Annotated in this window: 18 protein-coding genes; 7 read left to right on the top strand and 11 right to left on the bottom strand. The window is 67.4% G+C overall.

Annotation, left to right across the window (positions count from 1 at the left end):
• Positions 1-64: 64 nt before the first annotated feature.
• From rpsD to lipB, 4 genes are all read right to left on the bottom strand, one after another.
• Positions 65-697, bottom strand: coding sequence for a 30S ribosomal protein S4 (gene rpsD / locus LSI54_RS07460; protein WP_133726351.1), 633 nt, complete (start codon positions 695-697; stop codon positions 65-67).
• Positions 698-999: 302 nt separating this feature from the next.
• Positions 1,000-1,800: a DUF4191 domain-containing protein gene (locus LSI54_RS07455; protein ID WP_241464804.1), complete on the bottom strand. Its 801-nt coding sequence runs from the start codon at positions 1,798-1,800 to the stop codon at positions 1,000-1,002.
• A gap of 23 nt (positions 1,801-1,823) precedes the next feature.
• Positions 1,824-2,831: a lipoyl synthase gene (gene lipA / locus LSI54_RS07450; RefSeq protein ID WP_241478061.1), complete on the bottom strand. Its 1,008-nt coding sequence runs from the start codon at positions 2,829-2,831 to the stop codon at positions 1,824-1,826.
• Positions 2,828-3,571, bottom strand: a complete 744-nt coding sequence (gene lipB / locus LSI54_RS07445) for a lipoyl(octanoyl) transferase LipB (protein WP_241475856.1) — start codon at positions 3,569-3,571, stop codon at positions 2,828-2,830. Before lipB ends, lipA begins: the two co-directional genes overlap by 4 nt.
• A 102-nt stretch (positions 3,572-3,673) precedes the next feature.
• Here lipB and LSI54_RS07440 point away from each other — a divergent pair, with 102 nt between their 5' ends.
• The gene (locus tag LSI54_RS07440; RefSeq protein ID WP_241478060.1) at positions 3,674-5,317 is read left to right on the top strand and encodes a protein kinase domain-containing protein; all 1,644 of its coding nucleotides are present in this window, start codon (positions 3,674-3,676) and stop codon (positions 5,315-5,317) included.
• 167 nt (positions 5,318-5,484) lie between these two features.
• Here the strand turns inward: LSI54_RS07440 and sucB are convergent, their stop codons facing one another.
• From sucB to LSI54_RS07425, 3 genes are all read right to left on the bottom strand, one after another.
• Entirely contained in the window at positions 5,485-7,368 is a 1,884-nt protein-coding gene (gene sucB / locus LSI54_RS07435; RefSeq protein WP_241478059.1) for a 2-oxoglutarate dehydrogenase, E2 component, dihydrolipoamide succinyltransferase, read from the bottom strand.
• Positions 7,369-7,471: 103 nt separating this feature from the next.
• Positions 7,472-8,851: a dihydrolipoyl dehydrogenase gene (lpdA, locus tag LSI54_RS07430; protein ID WP_255727545.1), complete on the bottom strand. Its 1,380-nt coding sequence runs from the start codon at positions 8,849-8,851 to the stop codon at positions 7,472-7,474.
• Positions 8,852-8,994: 143 nt separating this feature from the next.
• Positions 8,995-10,584 carry a leucyl aminopeptidase gene (locus tag LSI54_RS07425; protein ID WP_241464798.1) on the bottom strand — a complete coding sequence of 530 codons (1,590 nt, stop codon included), beginning with the start codon at positions 10,582-10,584 and terminating at the stop codon, positions 8,995-8,997.
• A gap of 199 nt (positions 10,585-10,783) precedes the next feature.
• Here LSI54_RS07425 and LSI54_RS07420 point away from each other — a divergent pair, with 199 nt between their 5' ends.
• The 3 genes from LSI54_RS07420 to LSI54_RS07410 all read left to right on the top strand — a co-directional run bounded on the left by LSI54_RS07420 (position 10,784) and on the right by LSI54_RS07410 (position 15,106).
• Positions 10,784-11,995, top strand: coding sequence for a PAC2 family protein (locus LSI54_RS07420; RefSeq protein WP_241464797.1), 1,212 nt, complete (start codon positions 10,784-10,786; stop codon positions 11,993-11,995).
• Positions 11,996-12,130: 135 nt separating this feature from the next.
• On the top strand, positions 12,131-13,429 hold the full coding sequence (locus tag LSI54_RS07415; protein ID WP_241478058.1) for a DUF4192 family protein: 1,299 nt from the start codon (positions 12,131-12,133) through the stop codon (positions 13,427-13,429).
• 180 nt (positions 13,430-13,609) lie between these two features.
• Positions 13,610-15,106: an RNA polymerase sigma factor gene (locus LSI54_RS07410; RefSeq protein WP_370644413.1), complete on the top strand. Its 1,497-nt coding sequence runs from the start codon at positions 13,610-13,612 to the stop codon at positions 15,104-15,106.
• A gap of 75 nt (positions 15,107-15,181) precedes the next feature.
• On the opposite strand, the gene LSI54_RS07405 is transcribed toward LSI54_RS07410, so the two are convergent.
• Positions 15,182-15,397: a DUF7455 domain-containing protein gene (locus LSI54_RS07405; RefSeq protein ID WP_241464794.1), complete on the bottom strand. Its 216-nt coding sequence runs from the start codon at positions 15,395-15,397 to the stop codon at positions 15,182-15,184.
• Positions 15,398-15,627: 230 nt separating this feature from the next.
• Here LSI54_RS07405 and LSI54_RS07400 point away from each other — a divergent pair, with 230 nt between their 5' ends.
• A complete protein-coding gene (locus LSI54_RS07400) occupies positions 15,628-17,709 on the top strand; it encodes a DNA gyrase/topoisomerase IV subunit B (RefSeq protein WP_241471057.1) in 2,082 nt (693 codons plus the stop codon).
• A 173-nt stretch (positions 17,710-17,882) separates the two neighbouring features.
• The gene (locus tag LSI54_RS07395) at positions 17,883-18,866 is read left to right on the top strand and encodes a heme o synthase (protein WP_241464792.1); all 984 of its coding nucleotides are present in this window, start codon (positions 17,883-17,885) and stop codon (positions 18,864-18,866) included.
• On the opposite strand, the gene LSI54_RS07390 is transcribed toward LSI54_RS07395, so the two are convergent.
• A complete protein-coding gene (locus LSI54_RS07390) occupies positions 18,841-19,260 on the bottom strand; it encodes a hypothetical protein (protein ID WP_241464791.1) in 420 nt (139 codons plus the stop codon). The two genes, LSI54_RS07395 and LSI54_RS07390, sit on opposite strands and share 26 nt — an antisense overlap.
• A 299-nt stretch (positions 19,261-19,559) precedes the next feature.
• On the opposite strand from LSI54_RS07390, the gene LSI54_RS07385 reads away from it, so the two are divergent.
• Positions 19,560-20,363 (top strand): GAF and ANTAR domain-containing protein, encoded by an 804-nt coding sequence (locus tag LSI54_RS07385; RefSeq protein ID WP_241464790.1) that lies wholly within the window; start codon positions 19,560-19,562, stop codon positions 20,361-20,363.
• A 71-nt stretch (positions 20,364-20,434) separates the two neighbouring features.
• On the opposite strand, the gene LSI54_RS07380 is transcribed toward LSI54_RS07385, so the two are convergent.
• Together LSI54_RS07380 and LSI54_RS07375 are read right to left on the bottom strand one after the other, a co-directional pair.
• On the bottom strand, positions 20,435-21,172 hold the full coding sequence (locus tag LSI54_RS07380) for an IMPACT family protein (protein ID WP_241464789.1): 738 nt from the start codon (positions 21,170-21,172) through the stop codon (positions 20,435-20,437).
• Between the two features lie 51 nt (positions 21,173-21,223).
• Positions 21,224-22,414: a transcriptional regulator gene (locus LSI54_RS07375; protein WP_241464788.1), complete on the bottom strand. Its 1,191-nt coding sequence runs from the start codon at positions 22,412-22,414 to the stop codon at positions 21,224-21,226.
• Between the last annotated feature and the right edge of the window lie 116 nt (positions 22,415-22,530).

The following is a 22,530-nucleotide window of genomic DNA, read 5'->3' as shown; positions in this document are numbered from 1 at the left end:
CCGGTGGGGGAGGGCAACGGGCTCTGTGGGTTTCAGAACGGTGTTCTGAGTGATCGTCTTCAGATCAGCGTGCGTAGAACTCGACCACGAGCTGCTCTTCGCAGGTGACCGGAACCTCTTCGCGCTTGGGCTTGCGGGACAGAGTCGCCTGAAGCTTCTCGATCTCGACGGTGAGGTAGCCGGGAACTGTGGGCAGCGCATCCTGGTGGGTGCCTGCGGCGGCCACCTGGAAGGGCTCGAAGACCTCGGAGCGCTCGTGCACGTGGATCATCTGGCCGGGCTTCACGCGGAAGGACGGGCGGTCCACGCGCTTGCCGTTGACCATGATGTGGCGGTGCACCACGAACTGGCGAGCCTGGGCGATGGTGCGGGCGAAGCCCGAACGCAGAACCAGGGCGTCAAGCCGGGACTCGAGCAGCTCGACCAGGTTCTCACCGGTCAGGCCCTCGTGCATGCGCTTGGCCTCTTCGTAGTAGCGCAGCATCTGAGCTTCGCGGATGCCGTACTGGGCGCGGAGACGCTGCTTCTCCTTCAGACGCACCGCGTAGTCGGAATCGGTGCGACGCCGGGTCCGGCCGTGCTGGCCGGGGCCGTAGGGGCGGCGATCCAGGTACTTCTGGGCCTTGGGGGTCAGCGCGATGCCGAGGGCACGCGATGCTTTCACAGTACGACGACTGCGCAATGGTGATGTGGGCATTGACTGCCTTCCTGTCTTGTCGGCGAATGATGTTTATTCCTGACCGCGACAAACGATCAGGTACCTGGCCTCCGCGATCCGTGGTTCGGAGAGTGTGAGCCGCCGAAGGCTCACTGCACTGCGACATCGCACCGGCACACGCGGACCCCATCAGAGTTCTGCGGGGAGCCTGTGTGCAGGGATCTTCTTCAGAGGTGCGAAGCCTGCCAGACAGCACAACAGCCTAGCACCGGGGATGACAGAACCCCAATCATCACGGGGATGATCGGGGTTCTGGGAGGGTGTATCAGCCGTCGCCGGAGCTAGCCGCGCAGCGCCTTGCGGTCGGGGCGGGTGCGGTAGGGGTCGACGCCCTTGGGGATCGGCGGCCGGGAGATCGGCAGTGCGGTGAGCCGGCGGTCCACCGCGTTGACCTCGTGCTTGGTGAGCTTCTTGTCGAGCTTCTTGATCGTCTTGGCCAGCTTCTGCAGCGGGACCTGCTGGTCCCCGCGTCCGGACTGGATGATGTGGATCGGCACGCCGGTGTCCCGAAGGATCGGGCTGAACCGCTTGCGGGTCTTCTCGACCAGCTTGTTCACCCGGCCGGCGGGTCCCTCGGTGACGAGCACCAGGCCTGGCTTGCCGAGCACCCGGAAGATCGCGTCCTGCGTCTTCGGGTCCATCGCGACCGGCTCCTCGGTGACGATCCAGCCGCGCTTGAGCGTGCTCAGCGCGGCGGCGGCGGCACCCGGACGGCCCTCGATGCGGGAGAAGGCTGCCTTCTCGGCTCGTCGGTTCATCACGATCATCGCGGCCAGCAGGCCGAAGGGCAGACCGATCAGCAGACCGGTGACCCAGTTCATCAGCAGGGTGAAGAGGAGGAAGAACACGCCGAGGGTGGCGAAGAAGGCCAATGCCATCCACCACCCGATGTTCGGGTCATAGGAGCGGGTCATGGTGAAGACCTGCTTGATCCGCGCGAAGAAGCCTTCCTGCTTATTGGCCTTCTTGCGGGCCTTGCGGTCCCGCTGTTCAGCCTTCTGCTCGGCCTTGAGGTTCTTGAGCGCGGCCTTTGCCTCTGCCTTGGAGGAAGCCTTGGGAGGTGTGGAGTCTGCTGGTGCCATAGTGATCTCAGTCTACCGCAGGCTCAGTAGCCTGCGGCGACCAGCGTGGCGGCCTCCTGCTTGGTCGCCCCGGAAGGTTCGATGTGTGCCAGTGCGGCGGGAATCTCCAAGCCCTTCTTCTGCATCGCCTTGGCCCAGAGGGACCCGGCGCGGTAGGAGGAGCGCACCAGCGGCCCCGACATCACACCCAGGAATCCGATCTCTTCGGCCTCCTGGGAGATGTCCAGGAACTCCTGGGGCTTGACCCAGCGATCCACCGGGAGGTGCCGAGGGGTGGGCCGCAGGTACTGGGTGATGGTGAGCAGGTCACAGCCGGCGTCGTGGAGGTCGCGCAGAGCTTCGGAGACCTCCTCACGGGTCTCGCCCATGCCCAGGATCAGGTTGGACTTGGTGATCATGCCGTGGCTGCGTCCCTGGGTGAGCACGTCCAGGGAACGTTCGTAGCGGAACGCCGGGCGGATCCGGCGGAAGATCCGCGGAACCGTCTCGACGTTGTGCGCGAACACCTCCGGGGCGGCCTCGCAGATTCCGGCGATGTTCTCCTCGCGTCCGGAGAAGTCGGGGATCAGGATCTCCACTCCGGTGCCGGGGTTGAGCTCGTGGATCTTCCGGATGGTCTCGGCGTAGAGCCAGACGCCCTCGTCGGGGAGGTCATCGCGGGCGACGCCGGTGACGGTCGCGTAGCGCAGCTGCATCTCATTCACCGACTGGGCCACCTGCAGCGGCTCGGACTCGTCCACGGCGCCGGGGCGGCCGGTGTCGATCTCGCAGAAGTCGCAGCGTCGGGTGCAGGCGGAGCCGCCGATGAGGAAGGTGGCCTCGCGGTCCTCCCAGCATTCGAAGATGTTGGGACATCCTGCTTCCTCGCAGACGGTGTTCAGGCCCTTCTCTCCGACCCGCTTCTTCATCTCGGTGAACTCGGTGCCGATCTTGACCTTGGTGCGCATCCACTCGGGCTTGCGCTCCACGGGGATCGAGGCGTTGCGTGCTTCGACGCGCAGCATGCGTCGGCCTTCAGGTGCCACAGTCACTGTGGTGCTCCTTCTGTAGTTCGGGACATCTCACAGGTGCCCTGGTCTGCGCCGTGGCCGGTGGTTCCGGCAAGGGCGGGCGCGTCGTCGTCGTGGCGGTGCAGCAGCGGAGGCAGCGCGCGGCGCAGCTCCTCGGTGACCCGGTCGGCCACCTGTTCGGGGGTGACCTCGTAGCCCAGCTCGGCGCTGATGCTGGTGGTCTTCGCGTCGGTGATCCCGCAGGCGATGATGTTCTCGAAGGGCGCGAGGTCGTTTGAGCAGTTCAGGGCGAACCCGTGCATGGTCACCGAGCGGTGCACGCGCAGACCGATGGCGGCGATCTTCCGGTCGGGGCCGTCTGAGGTGATCCAGACCCCGGATCGTCCGGGCACCTGGGTGCCGGTGATGCCGAAGTCCGTTGCGAGGATCCGGATCAGCGTCTTCTCCAGCACGCAGACATAGTCCTTGACCAGGGATCGATCGCGCAGGTGCAGGATCGGGTAGCCGACGAGCTGGCCGCGCCCGTGCCAGGTGATCTTGCCGCCGCGATCCACATCCACCACCGGGGTGCCGTCTTCAGGGAGGTCCGCAGGTTCGGTGCGACGGCCGGCGGTGTAGACGTCGGCGTGCTCGAGCAGCAACACGGTGGAGGGCGCCGAGCCCTGCTGCACCGCGGTGTGCAGCCGCCGCTGGAGACTGAGCGTCTCGGAGTAGTCGAGGAGCTGCGGGTCGAACCCCAGCTTCGTGAATGAGAGCTCCATGACACCAGCCTAAACCGATCGGGCCGCGCTGCGGGAACTGCGGCCGCAGATGACCTGTGGATAACCCATGGGCGGGGTCTGCGGGCGGTCAGAATGGGTGTCATGGACGGTGACATCACCCGGGGCACCACCGGGGGCATCACGGGGCCCGCCCCTGATCGGGCCGAGCCGCTGGAGCGGTTCGCGCGCGGCTTCGACGCTTCGGGGACCGGAGGCTGGGACCCTCCGGCGGCCCGAGGCATCACGGTGGAACGGCTGCTCGGGGTGGGCAGCAGCGCCCTGGTCTGGCTGGTGTGGTGGGATTCTCCCGCGGAACCCGACTGGCAGCTCGTCGACGGCTTCCCGCCGGCGGCCTTCGCCCTGAAGGTCCCCCGCGCGCATTCAGCCGGGCGTCCGCCCCTGCACACTGTCGCGGCCGAGCTTCAGGCGCTGGACATGCTGCGTCATGGTCATCTGGTCCGCGCCTATGGAGCCCTGGAGACCTCCCAGGGGCTAGGGCTGATGCTCGAGCCCTACAGCGCCGGATCACTCGCCGGGCTGCTGGGCAGCGTCGGCAGTGTCAGCCTCGGAGAGGTCGTCACCGTGCTGACTCCCATCGCGACCGCCCTGGGGGCGCTGCATCAGGGCGGAGTCGCCCATGGGGACGTCTCACCGGGGAACATTCTGCTGGCCGCCGACGGCAAGCCTGCGCTGGGTGATCTCGCAGACGCCGTGATCCTCGGGACGCCGCGCTCCGACACCGGGACTCCGGGGTTCGCCGCCCCAGAACGAGAGTTGGAGGGTCGACTGCCTCAGGGCGCGGATTCGGCTACGCGGCGAGAAGCCCGCGCTGGGCTGGCCCCGGAGGCCGACGTGTATTCCCTTGCTGCCGTCGCATGGTTCGCGCTGACCGGGTCGGTGCCCGCTCGGGGCCGTCGGCGGGCACCGCTGCGGAGTCTGCGCCCGGAGCTGCCTGAGTCCATCACGCTGCTGCTGGAGTCGGCACTCCACGGCGATCCGCGGCTGCGCCCGAGTGCGGAGGACTTCGCGGTCGAGCTCTTTCGCTGCGCAGCACCTGCCGCCCTGGACCTGTCACCGCATGTGCACGAAGAGGTGGTGCCCGAGCTGCCCACCCTGCACGGCTCCGACACCGGCCGCCGGCGCTGGGCGCCCAGGTTCGGAGCGGTCGCTCTGGCGGCCCTGGTGTTCGCCGGGCTCTGGCTCTCGGCGGGCATCTTGACCCCCACCCCGACGACGACGCCCGCCCCGGCCTCGCTGACCGCGCAGCCCGCTCAGGAGCAGAGCGACGAGAGCGGGTCCGAGGACTCCCTTCCGGAGGACCCGCGCCCCTGGCAGCTGCTGCACCACCGGGACCCGGTGCAGGCTGCGGAGGGCCTCGCGGCCCTGCGGACCCAGGCGCTGCGCGAGGTCTCGCGGGAGCAGGTGCAGCGCTACACCGCAGCAGGGAGCCCGGCCCGAACGGCTGAGCTGGCACTCATCGAGGGTTTCACCGAGCGCGGGCTGACCTACCAGGGCGCGCCGCTGGAGATCAGCGTCAGGGAGGAGCGGGACCCAAGCGGATCCGATCGGCAGGTCCAGGGCCTCGACCGGCAGACACAGCGGGTCGCCGAGCTGCGCGCCTCGGTGACGGCCACTGGGCTGGAGACCGGCGCTCCGGAATCCCAGGAGGTGGTGCTGGTGCTGCACCGGCAGGACGGGAAGTGGCTGCTGCACGCCGTTCGTGAGCTCAGCTCCGCCGGAGGATGACGCTGCCACCGAGGACGATGTGGCATCGGTGGCGGAGCCGGGCCAGACGCAGAACAGGGCTCGCCCGGATGGACGAGCCCTGTTCTGCGTAGCGAGGTTCGAGGCGGCCGAGCCGCCCGGCTCAGGCTCCGACTCCTGAGAGTCCTCGCCTGAGCGTCTGCCGGTCTCTAGAGTCCCAGCTGGGCTTCGAAGTTGCCTTCTTCCAGGCGAGCCTTCAGCGTCTGCATGAAGCGACCGGCGTCTGCTCCGTCGACCAGGCGGTGATCGTAGGTCAGCGAGAGGTACATCATGTGCCGGATGCCGATGGACTCGTTGCCGTCGGCGTCGGTGACGACCATCGGGCGCTTCACGATCGTTCCGGTGCCCAGGATGGCGACCTGCGGCTGGTTGATGATCGGCGTGTCGAACAGGGCCCCGACGGAACCGAAGTTCGTGATCGTGAAGGTGCCTCCGGAGAGTTCACCCGGGCCGATCTTGGACTGACGGGTCCGCTCGGCCACATCGGCGATCTTCTTGGACAGTCCGGCGATGCTGAGATCTCCGGCGTCGTTGATCACCGGCACCAGGAGGCCCTTATCGGTGTCGACCGCCAGGGCCAGGTGCTCGCTGTCGTGGTAGGTGATCTGCTGGTTGGCCTCGTCGTATTCGGCGTTGAGCTTCGGGTGCTGCTTGAGCGCCTCGGTGACTGCGGTGCCGATGAAGGGCAGGTAGGTGAGGTTCACACCGTTCTGCGCCTTGAAGGAGGCCTTCGCCTTGGCGCGCAGGTTCACGATGCGGGTCATGTCGACCTCGTGGACCTGGGTCAGCTGCGCGGAGATGTCCAGCGACTCGTTCATCCGCTGGGCGATCACCTGGCGGATCCGCGGTGCCTTCTCGGAGGAGCCGCGCTTGCTGGTGTCCACCTCGACCTTGGGTGCAGTCTTCGCGGTCGCGGGAGCCTCGGCAGGGGCTTCAGACTGAGCCTGGGACTTGCTCGCCTCGGCGGCGTCGACCACGTCCTGCTTGCGGATGCGCCCACCGACCCCGGTGCCCTTGACATCGGCCAGGTCCACGCCCTCGTTCTTGGCCAGGCGGCGCACCAGCGGGGTCACGTAACCCTCGGCGGAGGAGTCCGAGGACTCTGCCTTCGGCTCAGACTTCGACTCGGTCTTCGGCTCGCTCTCAGCCGGCGCGTCCTTCGCGGTGCGCTCCTCGGGAGCGGGCTCCTGCTCCGGCTCGGACTGCTCGGGTTCAGCCTGCTTCGGCGTCGATTCCTCGGTGGCCGGCTCGGCTGCCTTCTCCTCCGCCTCAGCGTCCTGCTCCTGCTCGGCGTCGGCGGATGATCCGCCTGAGCCTGAGCCTGAGCCTGAGCCTGAGCCGATGAGGGCGAGCACGGCGCCGACCTCGATGGTCTCGTCCTCGGAGACCTTGATCTCCTGGATGGTGCCTGCCACGGGGGAGGGGACCTCGGTGTCGACCTTGTCGGTCGAGACCTCCAGCAGCGGCTGATCGACCTCGACGGTGTCGCCGACCTCGACGAGCCAGCGGGTCACGGTGCCCTCGGTGACGGACTCGCCGAGAGCCGGAAGAGTGATCTCCTGGGTCTCGCCGCCGTCGGAGGACTCTGAAGAGGAGTCCGAAGAGCTCTCCTCGGAGGTGTTCTCCTGCGCGGCCTGCTCGGTGGCCTCGGGCTGCGCGGCCTCTGTCGCGGCATCCTCTGCCTCTTCGGCTTCGGACCCGGACCCTCCGTCGCCCGAGGGCTCAGGCTCGGACTGCTCAGGCTCGGCGGACTCCTCGGCGGAGTCGTCCGAGGAGCCGGAGTCGCCGGAGCCGGACCCGTCACCGATCCTGACCAGCGGGGCACCCACTTCGATGGTCTCGTCCTCGGCGACGAGGAGCTCCTCGATGGTGCCGGCGGCCGGGGAGGGGACCTCGGTGTCGACCTTGTCGGTGGAGACCTCCAGCAGCGGCTGGTCGACCTCGACGGTGTCACCGACCTCGACGAGCCAGCGGGTCACGGTGCCCTCGGTGACTGACTCACCCAGGGCTGGAAGGTTAACGGTTTCAGACATGGTGTCCGACTCCTACTCTCAAAATTCGACACAGCCTCACGGCTGGAACATTTATCTCTACGGGCAGTTCTGGAAGGGCTCCCGGGCGTCCGGGAGACGCGGGTCAGCCGTGCAGCGGGTGGCCGAACAGCGCCATCGCAGCCTCGCCCATGGCTTCGTTCTGCGTGGGGTGTGCGTGGAGCAGGGTAGCGACGTCCTCCGGGTAGGCCTCCCAGTTCACGATCAGCTGGGCCTCGCCCACCTGCTCGCCGATCCGGGTGCCGATGCCGTGGACTCCGACGATCGGGCCGCCCTTGACGCCGACCATCTTGATCAGGCCGCCGGTGCCCAGGATGGAGGACTTGCCGTTGCCCGCGAGGTTGTACTCGGTGATCTCGATCTGGTCCTTGCCGTACTTCTCCTCGGCGGCGGGCTGGGTGTAGCCCACGGACATGATCTCCGGCTCGCAGTAGGTCACCTTGGGGATGTTGATGTCCTCGACGATCACGGGGTTGTTGCCGGCGATCTCCTCGGCGACGAAGATGCCCTGCTGGTAGCCGCGGTGCGCCAGCTGAAGACCCGGGACGATGTCGCCGATCGCGTAGATGTTGCCGACTCCGGTGTGCAGCCGCTCGTCGGTGATGACGAAGCCGCGGTCCAGGGTGATGCCGGCGTCCTCGAAGCCGAAGCCCTCGGTGACGGGTCCGCGACCCACGGCGACCAGGCAGATCTCGGCCTCGAAGGTCTTGCCGCCTTCCAGGGTGACCTTGACGCCGTCGTCGGTCTCTTTGACCTCGTTGAAGAAGGTGCCGGTGTTGAACGTGATGCCGCGCTTCTTGAAGGTCCGCTCGAGCTGCTTGACGATCGCCGGGTCCTCATTGGGCACCAGCGAGGGCAGACCCTCGATGATGGTGACCTCGGTGCCGAAGGAGGTCCAGGCGGAGGCGAACTCGCAGCCGATCACGCCGCCGCCGAGCACGATCGCCGACTTCGGGGTGTAGTCCAGCTCGAGGGCCTCGGTGGAGGTGATGATCTTCTTGCTCAGCGGCAGACCGAAGGTCTTCGAGGTCGAGCCGGTGGCCAGCACGATGTTCTTGCCGGTGTAGCGGGTGCCGTCGACCTCGATCTCGTTCTCCGAGACCAGCTTGCCCTCACCGGAGATGACAGTGACCTTGCGCATCTTCAGCAGTCCGGTCAGACCCTTGTACTTGCCGGCGACGATGCCGTCCTTGTACTCGCGGACCTTGGCCATGTCCACGCCTTCGAAGTTCATCTTCACGCCGTACTTCTCCGAGGTCCGCGCCTCATCGGCGAGCTCGGCGGAGTGCAGGTACGCCTTGGTCGGGATGCAGCCCCAGTGCAGGCAGGTGCCGCCGAGCTTGTCCTTCTCGATGAGGCCCACGGTGAGTCCGTGCTGGACTGAGCGAAGCGCAGCGGCATAGCCTGCGCTGCCCCCTCCGAGGACGAGTACGTCGAATTCCTGAGGCTGGTCGGCCACGGTCATTGCTCCCTTGCATTGAGTGAGACGTGAAGATCATTGTTCGGTCTGAGAGAGGCCCTCGGCGGGCGATCAGGCCCGCCCAGGAGCCTCTCCCAGGTGTTCACTGCGTTCAGCCTATCGCTTGTGCGCAGGCATCAGCCACTGGATCAGCGGCTCAGGCCTTCGAGGTAGCTGATCAGTGTGCGGACCATCACGCCGGTGCCCGATTTCGGGGTGTACCCGTAGGCGCCCTTCTCATTGAACGCCGGACCTGCGATGTCCAGGTGGGCCCACGGGATGCGCGTGGTCTCGGGGTCCAGCGGGTCGGTGGCGGCGCCGGCGCGGTCACCGACGAACTCGCGCAGGAAGGCGGCCGCATTCATCATGCCGCCGAAGCGGTCGCCGAGGTTGGTGAGATCGGCCACCTCGGAGTCGAATCCGGAGCGCGCCTCCTCGGGGATCGGCATCGGCCAGAGGCTCTCGCCGGCCTGCTTCGAGGCCATCAGAAGGGCTTCACGGAGCTCCTCGTTGCCCATCACGCCGGTGGTGCGCACGCCCAGGGCGATCATCTGCGCTCCGGTGAGCGTGGCCACGTCGATGATCGCGTCGGGCTGCTCCGCGGAGGCCGCGACGAGACCATCGGCCAGGACCAGGCGACCCTCGGCGTCGGTGTTGAGCACCTCCACGGTCTTGCCGCCATGGATGGTGATGACGTCCTCGGGGCGCTGGGCGGTGGAGGAGGGCATGTTCTCGGCCAGGCACAGCCAGCCGGTGACCTTGACCGGCAGGTTGAGGTCAGCGGCCGCCCGGACGACGGCGGCCACCGTGGCCGCACCACCCATGTCCAGCTTCATCGTGGTCATCGCGGCGGCAGGCTTCAGCGAGAGCCCGCCCGAGTCGAAGGTGATGCCCTTGCCGACCAGCGCGATGTGCGCCACCGGCTTGGCGGGGGAGTGTTCCATGCGGACCAGGCGGGGCTTGCGGGAGGACCCGGCGCCGACGCCGAGGATGCCGCCGAAGCCGTCGCGGGCGAGCTCCTTCTCACCCCAGACCTTGATCTTGAGCTTCGCGGCCCGTGCGGTGCCGCCCTGCTGAGCCGGGGCCTTGGTCCGGTCACCGAGCTCGGAGACGACGTCGGCGAAGCTCTCCGGGTAGAGGTGGCTCGGGGGAGTGTTGACCAGGTCGCGGGCGGCACGCACCGCGGAGCCGACGACGACGGCCCGGTCGATGGCGGGCCGGGTCTGCTTGTCCTTGAGCTCGGTCAGCACCTGGATGTCGCTGACCGGGGTGGCCGAGCGGGACTCCTCGGAGGTGCGGAAGTGGTTGAAGGAGTACGCGCCTATCGCGGCACCTTCGGCGATGGCTCCGACCTGCTCCACCGAGGCCGCGGGCAGCGCCAGGGCGACGGAACCGATGCTGCCGAGCTGGCGGACTGCGGAGCCGGCGGCGCGGCGAAGCGCCTCAAGGGTGATTCCGCCGGTGGACTCACCGGTCAGCGGCCCCACCCCGATGAGCACCAGCGTCTCCGACGCGAAGCCGTCCATGCCCGGCAGGCGCAGCAGCTGATCCGCCGCGCCCGTGGCGCCCAGCGCCTTGAGCGAGTCCGCCACGCCCTTGGCGGCATCGTCGGCGAGCGGATTGGGGAGCAGGATCGGCCCCTGGGGTCCCTTGGCGACGCCGAGCACGAGGGCGTCGGTGTCGGTCTTCTCGACGGAGGTGGAGACGGCGGAGAGGCTGGGCTGGAAATCGTGGATCACAGTGGTCCTGTCTGATTCCTGGGATGGTGGAATCGGGATAGGTCGTCTTGGTTCTTCTTGATCATCGATCCTAACCAACTTCCATGCGGGAATGCCCGCAGGTGGCATCCTGTTGTACATACGACTCACTGAGCTGACCCGGCTGCGACCAGCGTGACCGACGAGGCTCGCACCCCATATCGGAAAGAGGACCCCTCAGGTGAAGGACCCCCTGGATCTGCTGCATGTCCATCCCGCAGCCGATGGAGATGATGAGTCGAACTCCTCCATCAACCTCGGCGCCCAGGACGGGCATGAGTCCAGCGTGAGCGCCGAAGGCGGCGCTCTGGTGCTCCGCACGGACCAGCCGCCCGCAGAGCGGCTGAGCCTGCTGGTGTCCTGGTCCGGCCACACCGATGCGGGCAGCCTCAGCGAGCAGGTCTCCGAATCCCTGCTCGGCACGCTGCCGCATCGGCGGCTTGCCAGCTTCGACGTCGATGAGCTCTTCGACTACCGGTCCCGGCGCCCGCAGATCACCTTCACGGACAACCGGTTCAGCAATTTCGAGGCGCCCTCGTTGGAGCTCTACGAGGTGCGCGACGCCCTGGGCCGACCGTTCCTCTTCCTGACCGGTGACGAGCCCGACTACCAGTGGGAACGGGTGTCCTCTGCGGTGCTGCAGCTCGTGGACCGCCTCGATGTGAAGCTCGTGGTGCTGGTGGACGCGCTCGGGCTGCCGACCCCGCACACCCGTCCGATCGGAGTGACGGCCCATGGCAACCGAACGGACCTCATCGAGGGCATCTCCACCTGGGGTCCCAGTGCGCAGATCGAGGCTGGACTGAGCCAGTTCCTGGAGCTGCGCGTCGCCGAGGCGGATCGCGACGTGGTGGGCTATACGCTGCACGTCCCGCACTACCTCGCCGGAGGACGGTTCCCGCATGCTGCGGTGGCCGCTCTGGAATACGCAGGTGCGGCGCTGGAACTGATGCTGCCCACCGACGAGCTGCGCGAGTCCTCGCGGATGGTGGAGCAGGACATCTCCCGGCAGGTGGAGCAGAACTCTGAGATCCAAGGCATGGTGGACCGGCTCGAGCGCAACTTCGACGAGTACGCCACCCCGCAGCAGCGGTCGCTGCTGGTCAAGGACGACGACGCGGTGCCCGACGCTGAGGAGCTCGGTGCCGCCGTGGAGGCGTATCTGCGCCATCACGATCCAGCTGCCGACGCCGAAGCCGCTCGCGCCGGCTCGATCGAGGGTCTGCTCGGGGAGTCCCCGACGGGTCCGGCAGGGGAGTCTGAGCCCGCAGGGGAGTCTGATCCGGCTGCCGCCCAGGACTCCGATCCGGTCGACTCTGCCCCGGAGGACCACCCGGAGGACCACCCGGAGAGCCCCGAGACCGAGCCGGAAGATCACGACCGCCGCGAATAGCGGCTGCGCCCGACGGAGGCTCCGGCGGGGTGCCGGGTTTTCCCCAGTGACGGCCAGCTGGACCCCGACAGCGGTGACGTCCACAGCCAGCCGCTGCACGGCTCGGTTGCCGGGTGATGCGATCACGCTGGCTTCATGGACGCACACACCCACGCACAGCATCCGCTCGACGGCTCGATTCAGGGCAGGCCAGCGCCTCCTCAGGGTCCGCTCGACATCCAGAAGCCGGGGGACTGCCTGGCCCTGGTGCGGCACACCTTCGGAAGGCTACCGCGCGAGTCCCTCGTCGTCATCGGGCTGCTCAACGGCTACACCGGTGGCCACATGCGGATCGATCTGACGCCGGCCCTGCGCGAACCCTTCAGCTCCGCCCGGCTCATCGCCGACTGTCTGGCGGGGGAAGGATCCTCTCCGGTACCCGAGGCGGCCCTGGTCGTGCTGATCGGCGACGGCCCTGCTTCTGCGACCCAGGACGAGGCGTGGCGCTCCTGCCTGAAAGCGCTGCGGATCATGCTCGACTCCGAGTACTGCGTCCGGATCGTCCAGGCCTGGTTCGTCTGCGCGGGCCACGTCCGCGACCCGCTCGGTGCAGACCCACGCGGCGACGCCCTTCCGGGCCGCCGCATCGAGGATCTCCGGGTTCCCACGCTGGGAGGTCTCCCCGGCCACACCTCCCGCCGGGAGTCCCAGCCCATGGACCAGGCGGCCGTCTCGTTTCTCGAGCGCGCGCCGGCCGCTGACCCGGCGCTGGAAGTCCTCCTCGGAGAAGCCCGGCGGCAGCACGAGCCGCAGAGTCACGAAGGGAGGCTGCGTCGTCGGCTGGAAGCCTGGGACCTCGCGCTGTGTCAGCAGCTGGACGCAGGTGAGCACGCGTCCCGCACTGCCCCCGCGCCGCGGGAGGGCACTCGGGCACGCACGCCCCAAGAGCTCAGAGCGGACGCTGAGCGCCTCAGAGAGCTCCTCGGGCAGCTGCACACCGGGTTCGACCGGGACCTGCTCATTCCGCTGGCCACGCTGGGACTCGATCACGCCATCATCGGGCTGCGCCATCGGCAGGGCGTCGAAGAGGCTCCCATGGACAGCGCGGAACAACACATGCTGCGGCGCTATGCCGCGTCCTTCCTCGGTGAGACCCATTCTCGCCCCGACTGGGAACGCGTCGACGCGCTCGAAGCAGTCCTCGGCGACCTGGTGCCCTATGCCCGAGCCGCCGAGCGGGAGAACCTGCTGTGCCTCATGGCGTGGATCGAATGGGCCAGAGGCCGAGGCAGCGCAGCCGGATCCTTCATCGATCGGTGCCTGCAGGAATTCCCCGAGAACGAGTTCAGCCGGCTCATCGAGCGACTGATGCAGCTCAAGGGCGTGTGTCTATGGGCCCGCGTCAAGCAGCACAGCTGGTCCTGGGCAAGGAGCGCCGTTCCGAGCGCCGACTGACCCGGAAAAGACGCTCAGATTGGGAATGCGGGCGGAACAAGCTATGTTGTGATGCATTGAGACCCTGCAACCATCGTAGGATCATACCCACCGAGGGGCTGTTGACAGCTCCTCAGACAAGTATGATTTTTACAATGGCCTTGACAGGGTCATAGGTGTGTTGACCGACAAGTTCATCGCATCTGCACCATATGTCTAAGTCGGAAGGTCACCGTGCCCACTACTGCGTCCAAGTCCACCGAAGAGAACACGGCCGCTGCAGAGGCTGAGAAGAAGACGCCCGCCAAGAAGAGCACTGCAGCTCGCAGCACCGCCGCCAAGTCGACCGCGGCGAAGTCCACCGCGGCGAAGAAGAGCCCCGTCTCTTCAGCCGCCAAGGCTCCCGCGAAGAAGGCGCCGGCCGCTAAGACGACCGCAGCCAAGACGACCGTCGCGAAGTCCACTGCGGCCAAGACGGCGGCTGAGAAGAAGAGCGCCGCTGCCGCGACCACCAAAGCGCCCGCGAAGAAGACCGGAGGCCGCAAGAAGGCCGCCGATCCGGTCGACGAGGTCCTCGCCGAGGCGGATGCCGAGGAGAAGGCCGCCCCCACCGCGGCCCTGGAGAAGGCCGTCGCGAAGGCCGTGGCCGATGGGGAAGACCCTGAGGCCATCACCGAGGCCTCCGTGAAGGCCAAGGAGGGCGAGGAGGAGGAGTCCAAGGGTCGCGGCTTCGTCATCTCCAACGCCGATGAGGACGACGCCCCCGCGATCCAGGTGGTCTCCGCCGGCGCGACCGCAGACCCGGTCAAGGACTACCTGAAGCAGATCGGCAAGGTCGCACTGCTGAACGCCGAACAGGAGGTCGACCTCGCGCTGCGCATCGAGGCCGGACTCTTCGCCGAGCACAAGCTGGCCAAGCAGAAGATCACCGACCGCCGGCTGCGCCGCGACCTGGAGCTCGTGGTCGCCGACGGCAAGCGCGCCAAGAACCACCTGCTGGAAGCCAACCTTCGTCTGGTCGTCTCCCTGGCCAAGCGGTATACCGGGCGCGGAATGCTCTTCCTGGACCTGATCCAGGAGGGCAACCTCGGACTCATCCGTGCAGTGGAGAAGTTCGACTACACCAAGGGCTTCAAGTTCTCGACCTACGCCACCTGGTGGATCCGCCAGGCGATCACCCGCGCCATGGCGGACCAGGCGCGCACCATTCGCATCCCCGTGCACATGGTGGAGGTCATCAACAAGCTTGCCCGCGTGCAGCGCCAGATGCTCCAGGACCTGGGCCGTGAGCCCACCCCGGAGGAGCTGGCGCAGGAACTCGACATGACCCCGGAGAAGGTCGTCGAGGTGCAGAAGTACGGCCGCGAGCCGATCTCGCTGCACACCCCGCTCGGCGAGGACGGCGACTCCGAGTTCGGTGACCTCATCGAAGACTCGGAAGCCGTCGTGCCCTCGGACGCGGTGAGCTTCACCCTGCTCCAGGAGCAGCTGCACTCGGTGCTGGACACGCTCGCCGAGCGCGAAGCCGGCGTGGTGGCCATGCGATTCGGTCTCACCGACGGTCAGCCGAAGACCCTCGACGAGATCGGCAAGGTCTACGGCGTGACGCGCGAGCGCATCCGTCAGATCGAGTCCAAGACCATGTCGAAGCTTCGCCACCCGAGCCGCTCGCAGGTCCTGCGCGACTACCTCGACTGAGTCTGAGCCAGACATAGAAGAAGGGTGCGGCCCGGATTTCTCCGGGCCGCACCCTTCTTCGTCTGGTGCTGCGTGCTACTTGGCAGTCACGAGCCGATCTGATTCATCGATCCACTCGACGGTCTTTGGTCGCAGCGAATCTTCGACCTGCCGGCCGTGGTGATTGCAGAAGAGCAGAACACCGGATGTGAGCGCCGCTCGCACGTAAGCCTGTGCTCCGCAGCGGTCGCAACGGTCAAGGGCAGTCAAGGTAGTGGGCTGGTTTTCCACGGTGCCAGTTGTGCCGGTCATGCTCTTCGCCTCCTCAGGTCTATTCTCCAGAGGTCCCGCAGCCGGGAAGGCCCGACCCGGGATCTCTTGGTGTTCAATAGAACCACGAACCGGGCTGTTTCATTCACAGCAGCACCCCGAAACCGCCGTGCTTTCGCTGTGCGCGTACCGACTGCGGCGCTTCTGCGCGGCCACGGAGCCGCGCGCGCTTACGATGACACTGATTCACCCCCACCACAGGAGGACACTGCGTGGCCAAGCGCTCGGAGTATGACGCCCGGCATCTGTCGGTGCTCGAAGGTCTCGAAGCTGTTCGCAAGCGTCCCGGGATGTACATCGGCTCGACCGACTCGCGCGGACTCATGCACTGCCTCTGGGAGATCATCGACAACTCCGTGGACGAGGCTCTGGCCGGCCACGCCTCCACCATCAACATCACCCTGTACCCGGACGATTCGGTCGAGGTCAGCGACGACGGTCGCGGCATCCCGGTGGACATCGAACCGCGTACCGGGCTCTCCGGCCTGGAAGTGGTCTTCACCAAGCTCCACGCCGGCGGCAAGTTCGGCGGCGGCTCGTACAACGCCGTGGGTGGTCTCCACGGTGTCGGGGCGTCGGTGGTCAACGCGCTCTCGGCTCGCCTGGACGCCCAGGTGACCCGCGGCGGGAAGGTCCACCAGCTGTCCTTCCGGCGCGGCGAGCCCGGAGTCTTCTCCGGTTCCCGCCCCGACCCCGACGCGGAGTTCACCCCCGCCCTGGACGGCTCGCCGCTGGACATCATCGGCAAGGCCAAGCGCGGGGTCACCGGAACGACCATCCGGTACTGGTCCGATCGCCAGATCTTCACCTCCGACGCCGGCTTCAACGACATCGAGATCGCCAATCGCGCCCGGCAGACGGCATTCCTGGTGCCGGGACTGCGCATCACCGTGCGTGACGAGCGTGGCCCGGAGCCCCTGGAAGAGGTCTTCCAGTACGACGGCGGCATCAGCGAGTTCGCCGATCACCTCTCTGCCGATGCCTCGGTCACCGACATCTGGCGCATCCAGGGGCATGGGAAGTTCACCGAACGGATTCCGGTGCTCGCCGCCGACGGACGCAGCCACATGGAGGACGTGGAGCGCGACTGCGAGGTCGACATCGCGCTGCGCTGGGGGATCGGGTATGACACCACCGTGCGCAGCTTCGTGAACATCATCGCCACTCCCAAGGGCGGCACCCACCTGACCGGTTTCGAACAGGCGCTGCTGAAGTCCCTGCGCAAGACGGTGGAGTCGAATGCGCGCAAGCTCAAGGCTGGCAGCGACAAGCTCGAGAAGGACGACGTGCTGGCCGGACTCACCGCGGTGGTGACCGTGCGCATCGCAGAGCCCCAGTTCGAGGGGCAGACCAAGGAGATCCTCGGCACACCCGCGGCCCGCCAGATCGTCTCCAAAGTGGTCAGCAAGGAGCTCGAGGCCCGGCTCAGCTCCACCAAGCGGGGTGACAAGCAGCAGGCGACCGCGGTCCTGGAGAAGGTCGTCGCAGAGATGAAGTCCCGCATCTCCGCAAGGATGCACAAAGAGACCCAGCGTCGGAAGAACGCGCTGGAGACCTCCTCGATGCCGGCCAAACTCGTGGAGTGCCGCTCCAAGGGCGTGGCGGAGACCGAGCTGTTCATCGTCGAGGGCGACTCCGCCCTGGGCACCGCGAAACTGGCCCGCTCCTCCGACTTCCAGGCGCTGCTGCCGATCCGAGGCAAGATCCTCAACGTCCAGAAGGCCTCGGTGGCGGACATGCTCTCGAACACCGAGTGCGCCGCCCTGCTGCAGGTCATCGGAGCAGGCTCCGGGCGGTCCTTCGACCTCGACGCCGCCCGCTACGGCAAGGTCGTGCTGATGACCGATGCCGACGTCGACGGCGCCCATATCCGCACCCTGCTGCTGACCCTGTTCTTCCGCTACATGCGCCCCCTGATCGAGGACGGTCGGGTCTTCGCCGCGGTGCCCCCGCTGCACCGGGTGGAGATCATCCACCAGGGCCGCAGGGCGAACGAGGTCAGGTACACCTACTCCGAGGCGGAGCTGAATCGGCTCCTTGCCCAGCTGGAACAGGACGGGCTGAACTACAAGGAGCCGATCCAGCGGTACAAGGGTCTCGGCGAGATGGACGCCGACCAGCTCTCCGAGACGACCATGGACCCACAGCACCGTGCGCTGCGTCGAATCCGGGTCCAGGACGCCGAAGCAGCCGAACGGGTGTTCGATCTGCTCATGGGTTCGGTGGTCGCGCCCCGCAAGGACTTCATCATCGAAGGGTCCCAGGCGCTGGACCGAGGCCGCATCGACGCCTGAGTCCGAGGCCGCACGGCGAGGACTCGCACCGCCGGGCCGCGCCACGCCGCCGCTACTTCTACCGCATGTAGAAATAATTCGTCGAACAGGCCGGTCGACCCTCCTGACCTCTTTCGCGACCGGTACACTGAACGACGACGACGAGTGCACCTCGACCCCATGTGAGCTGAGACGTGACCCAACAGACTTCTGTCGCCCCAACCGGCGATTCCGCAGCCCGAGCAGCTTCTGCTGCCCCAGGCGCGGAGGCTTCGCAGCCTCAATGGCGACGCAAGGTGGCCGCCTATTGGTCCCTGACCAAGCCGCGCGTCATCGAGCTGCTGCTGGTCACCACCCTGCCCACCATGTTCTTCGCGCAGCAGGGCGTCCCCGATTTCTGGCTGGCGCTGGCCACGCTGGTCGGCGGCGCCATGGCTGCCGGATCCGCCGGAGCGTTCAACTGCTATATCGATCGCGATATGGACAAGCTGATGAACCGGACCAAGAAGCGTCCGCTGGTCACCGGCGAGCTCAGCCCCCGCGAGGCGCTCATCTTCGCCTCGGTGCTGGGTGCCGCCGCGATCGCGGTCCTCTGGTTCGGCACCAATCCGCTGGCCGCAGGACTCGGCGCAGCGGCGATCTTCTTCTACGTCGTGGTCTACACGATCATCCTCAAGCGCCGCACCGAGCAGAACATCATCTGGGGCGGCATCGCGGGGTGCTTCCCTGTGGTCATCGCCTGGGCCGCCGTTCGCGAGACGCTCGAATGGCCCGCGGTGGTGCTGTTCGTGATCATCTTCCTCTGGACCCCGCCGCACTACTGGCCGTTGTCGATGAAGTACCGGACCGACTACCAGACCGCGCATGTGCCCATGCTCGGCGCCGTCGCCACCGCAAAGACCGTCTCAGTGCAGGTGGTGCTCTACGCCTGGGCGACCGTGATGTGTTCGCTGCTGCTGATCCCGATGGGCTGGGCCGGCATCACCTACACCGCCTTCGCGCTGGCCTCGGGGGCCTGGTTCATCTACGAGGCGCATGTGCTGCACCGGCAGGCCGAGAACGGCACCCTCACGGACAAGAAGGCCATGAAGGTCTTCCACCTCTCGATCCTCTACCTCACCCTGCTGTTCATCGGGCTCTGGATCGACCCCTTCATCGGGTCTCCGTTGATGGGCTGATCCTCCCGGCCCTGATGGACTGGCTGTCTCGCCGCCAGGCGTCGATGCTCTCGGGCATCAGGATCCCGGCCGGCTGGTCCTGATCCATCACCAGCAGCGGTCTCGTGGTGTCGAGGGCGGCACTGACCAGCAGCTCACGGATCGGAGTTCTGCGCTGGACGGGCTGATCGGATGTCCGGACCAGACCGGCACAGCGCCGCTTCGACCAGCCCTGCGGGTCTTGCTGCCGCACGGCATTGAGATCCGCGCAGGTGATGAGTCCGATGGCCCGGTACGAGAGGTTCAACACCACTGCCGGGTCGGATTCCTCGAGAACCTGAGCGGCATCGGCCAGTGACCGTGTGCCCAATATGGTGGCACCTAGGGGTGCCATGATGTCTCCGATGTCGGTCATCGCCACGCTCCTCTGGGGGTAGTCGCGTTCCGTCTCTGACCCCGAAGCAACCGGTGTGTGGCGGGCGTTCAATGCGGAAACCGCGAAGCCGTGCGGCGCGCCTAGCAGTGGGCGGATCATGTCTGCTCCTAAGAGTGATGTGATGAGCCCCCTGCTGAACTCAATTCCAGTGTAACCACAGACCACACTCCCGGGAACCCGCCGATAATCAGCTCTGGACAGAGCAGACGACGCTCAAACATTCAAGTAAACTTGTGCCGTCGCTGAGGGCGGCGCCCACGTTCGGAGCGGAGATCACGATGAGCACAGAGTCCAAGCTGAGCGAACAGTTCCTGGACACCGACACTGCCGACGACGCCGTCCTTGATGCGATCGACACCGACGCCGCGGATCGTGACGTCTCGGCCGATCTGCAGATGTTGATCCAGCAGGACAGCGACATCTCAAGCTTTCTGCAGGGACTTGCCCAGGTGTCCGCCGAGCGGTTCAGCGGGACGCAGCCGGTGCTGTGCAGCATCATTCTTGACCGGTCCAAACGCAACGTCGTGGTCGCGGCCAGCAGCCCGGAGGCGGCACGCCTGGATGAGGTCCAGGCCGGCTTCGACGAGGGACCCTGCCTGGAGGCCCAACGGACCGATACCGTGATCAGTGTCGCCGATGTGCACTCCGAGCGACGCTGGCCCGGCTACATGGCAGCTGTGCGGGAGTTCGGCATGCGCAGCGTGCTCGCCCTGCCGCTGACCCTGCAGTCAGAGTCCGCCGCAGCGATGAACCTCTACACCAGCACGCCCGAGGCATTCGGTCCGGCCGAGATCGAGGCCGCCCGGCGCTACGCCGGGCTCGCCTCCAAGGTCGGCGTGATCGCTCTGCGCCTCGCGGCGTACTCGGAGAACGTCGAGCATCTCCAGGCCGCCATGGAGTCGCGCACCGCGATCGACATCGCCATCGGTGTGGTCATGGCGCAGAACCGCTGCAACCAGGATCAGGCCTTCGAGATCCTTCGCAAGGCCTCGAGCCACCGCAATATGAAGCTCCGAGTTCTCGCTGAGGAGCTGGTGGCCACGGTCGGACGCCAGTCAGCCTCCACGGTCTTCGACACCTGAGCCGCTGGGCTGCATGCTCAGCTCCCACGTGACAGGCCGCGCGCGGTTGGATCCCTGCGCGGACGTGGACCTCAGCGCGGACCCGCCTGGTCGACCCACCGCTGACCGGCCGCCTCCGGGGTCGCCGCTCCGGCACTGAGCGAGGCGACCCTCCGGTGCAGATCGGCGATCTGCGCGTCGGTGTCGGGCACCGAGAGCCTGATCCGTGCCTGGGCGCCGTCTGCGCTGTAGTCAGTCGCCGTCACCAGCGTGCCGGCGGCGCGCAGCTCATTCTCCCAGCGGCCCGCCTCTGTGATGGGCGCCTGCACGTCGAAGAGGCGCATGTGTTCCCTGCGCCGGAGCTGACCCTGCTCGCGAGCGCTGGTCAGGGCGCCGGTCACCGAGTCGGAGTAGGCGCTGACCAGTCCGCCGGGTCCGAGCAGGGTTCCGCCGAACCAGCGCAGCACCACGGCCACGACATCACTGAGGTCGGCGTCTCCACCGGGCATCTCAGACTTCAGCAGCGCCGCCAGGATCGGGGCCCCTGCGGTGCCGGAGGGCTCGCCGTCGTCGAGTGCGCGCTGAATCAGCCGGTCGGCGCCGATGACCCAGGCGCTGCAGTGGTGCCGTGCGCCGGGGTGGGCCTTGCGCAGCTGCTCGACCCAGGACTGTGCCGCCTCTGCACTGTCGGCTCGGCGCAGGTGTGTGCGGAACAGTGAGCGTCGACGCTCGATCTCATGAGTGATCTCTGCGGTCGGGCGCAGCACGGTATAGGGCCGGAGATGCTGGGGGAGGTCTGCTCCGGCGGGACCCACGGCGAATGCGGACATGTCTGAGGAGTCTACGACGCCGGGTGCGACGCCCGCGGCAAGGGCGTGCTTCTAGAGTGTGCTCCGTGCCACCAGGGCGGCGCGGCGAGGGGACTCTGGAGGCATCATGCGCAGTGCGGTCCGGATCGCGTCCGAGTCCTCGGCCGCCTCGGGGAGCTGCAGATAACGCCACAGATCCTCAGCGGAGCCGTCGGAGAGCACCGCCTCACGCAGCAGCGCCGAGAGCTCCCGGCGGATCCGCAGGACTCCCGGAGCTTCGCTTCCCGGCAGCAGCTCGCCCCGGTAGAGGTCCAGAGCCCTCTGTCGGTCACCGGCGGTCAGGGCCGCGCAGGCGTCGCGGGCGTCCAGCTGCACGGGGGCGCTGAGCCGGTAGGGGCGGGAGAGCAGGTCGATGCTGGGGGAGCGGTGCTGAGCGAGAAGCCGGCGAAGTCGGACCAGTTCGGCGCGGACCGCGACCTCGTGGTGGGCCTCACCGTAGAGCAGCTCGGCGAGCTCCTCAGCGGTGAGTCCGCGCTCGGCACCGCGATCCGCCTGCCATCCCAGCAGGAAGAGGATCTCCGCGTGACGCAGACCCAGCTGCTGCTGCGCATCGGAGGTGCCCAACACGGCCGGGCCTGCTCCGAGTGTGGTCAGTGTGGCCTGGGTGGTGGCGGCTGGTCGAAGCTTCAGCTCCGCCTCAGCCGCGGAGACCGCGGCGAGCAGCAGCGGCAGCGAATGTACCGCGACGGCCTGCGCGTCCCCGGTCAGGTCCACCACGCCCAGCATTAGTCCGGTGGCCGGGTCGCGCACCGGCACCGCTGAACAGGAGAACCGGTGTGCGGTGTAGGAGAAATGCTGCTCCCGATGCACCTGGGCGCCGCGGCCGGTGGCCAGTGCGAGGCCCGGAGCCGAGGTGCCGATGGCCGTCTCGGACCAGTTCGCACCTGGCTGGAAGGCGGAGCGCTCCGCCTGGCGCAGCGTCTCGCGTGCCCCTTCCACCCAGAGGAGTCGTCCTGCCGCGTCTCCGATCGCCACGATGAGCCCGGCCTCGGTCGCGGGTTCGATCAGCAGGCGCTTCAGCACCGGCAGCACCAGCCGCAGCGGGTGGTGCTGCCGATACTCGCGCAGCTGGACATCGTCGAGCTCGATGGGAGGCAGTGCGCTGATCGGGTCTCGCACGCCCCCGGCGGAACGCAGCCAGGACTCGCGCAGCGCGTGCGGCAGTGCGGTCCAGGTCTTCGGTTCGGTGGGCAGAGCCTCCATGGCACTCCTTCGACGCTCCTGGCGTGCGCGGGGGCTGCGGGGCAGCACGGCGCACCATAGGTGAATGTGTGCTGGCCCACAGTCTAACCATGCAACTGTCCTGCAACCTGGATAGT

It is taken from the genome of Nesterenkonia sp. AY15 (genome assembly GCF_022565855.1).
Classification (GTDB): Bacteria; Actinomycetota; Actinomycetes; order Actinomycetales; family Micrococcaceae; genus Nesterenkonia.
Note: the sequence above shows the minus strand (reverse complement) of the source record. Positions and strands in the feature narration are given on the sequence as shown.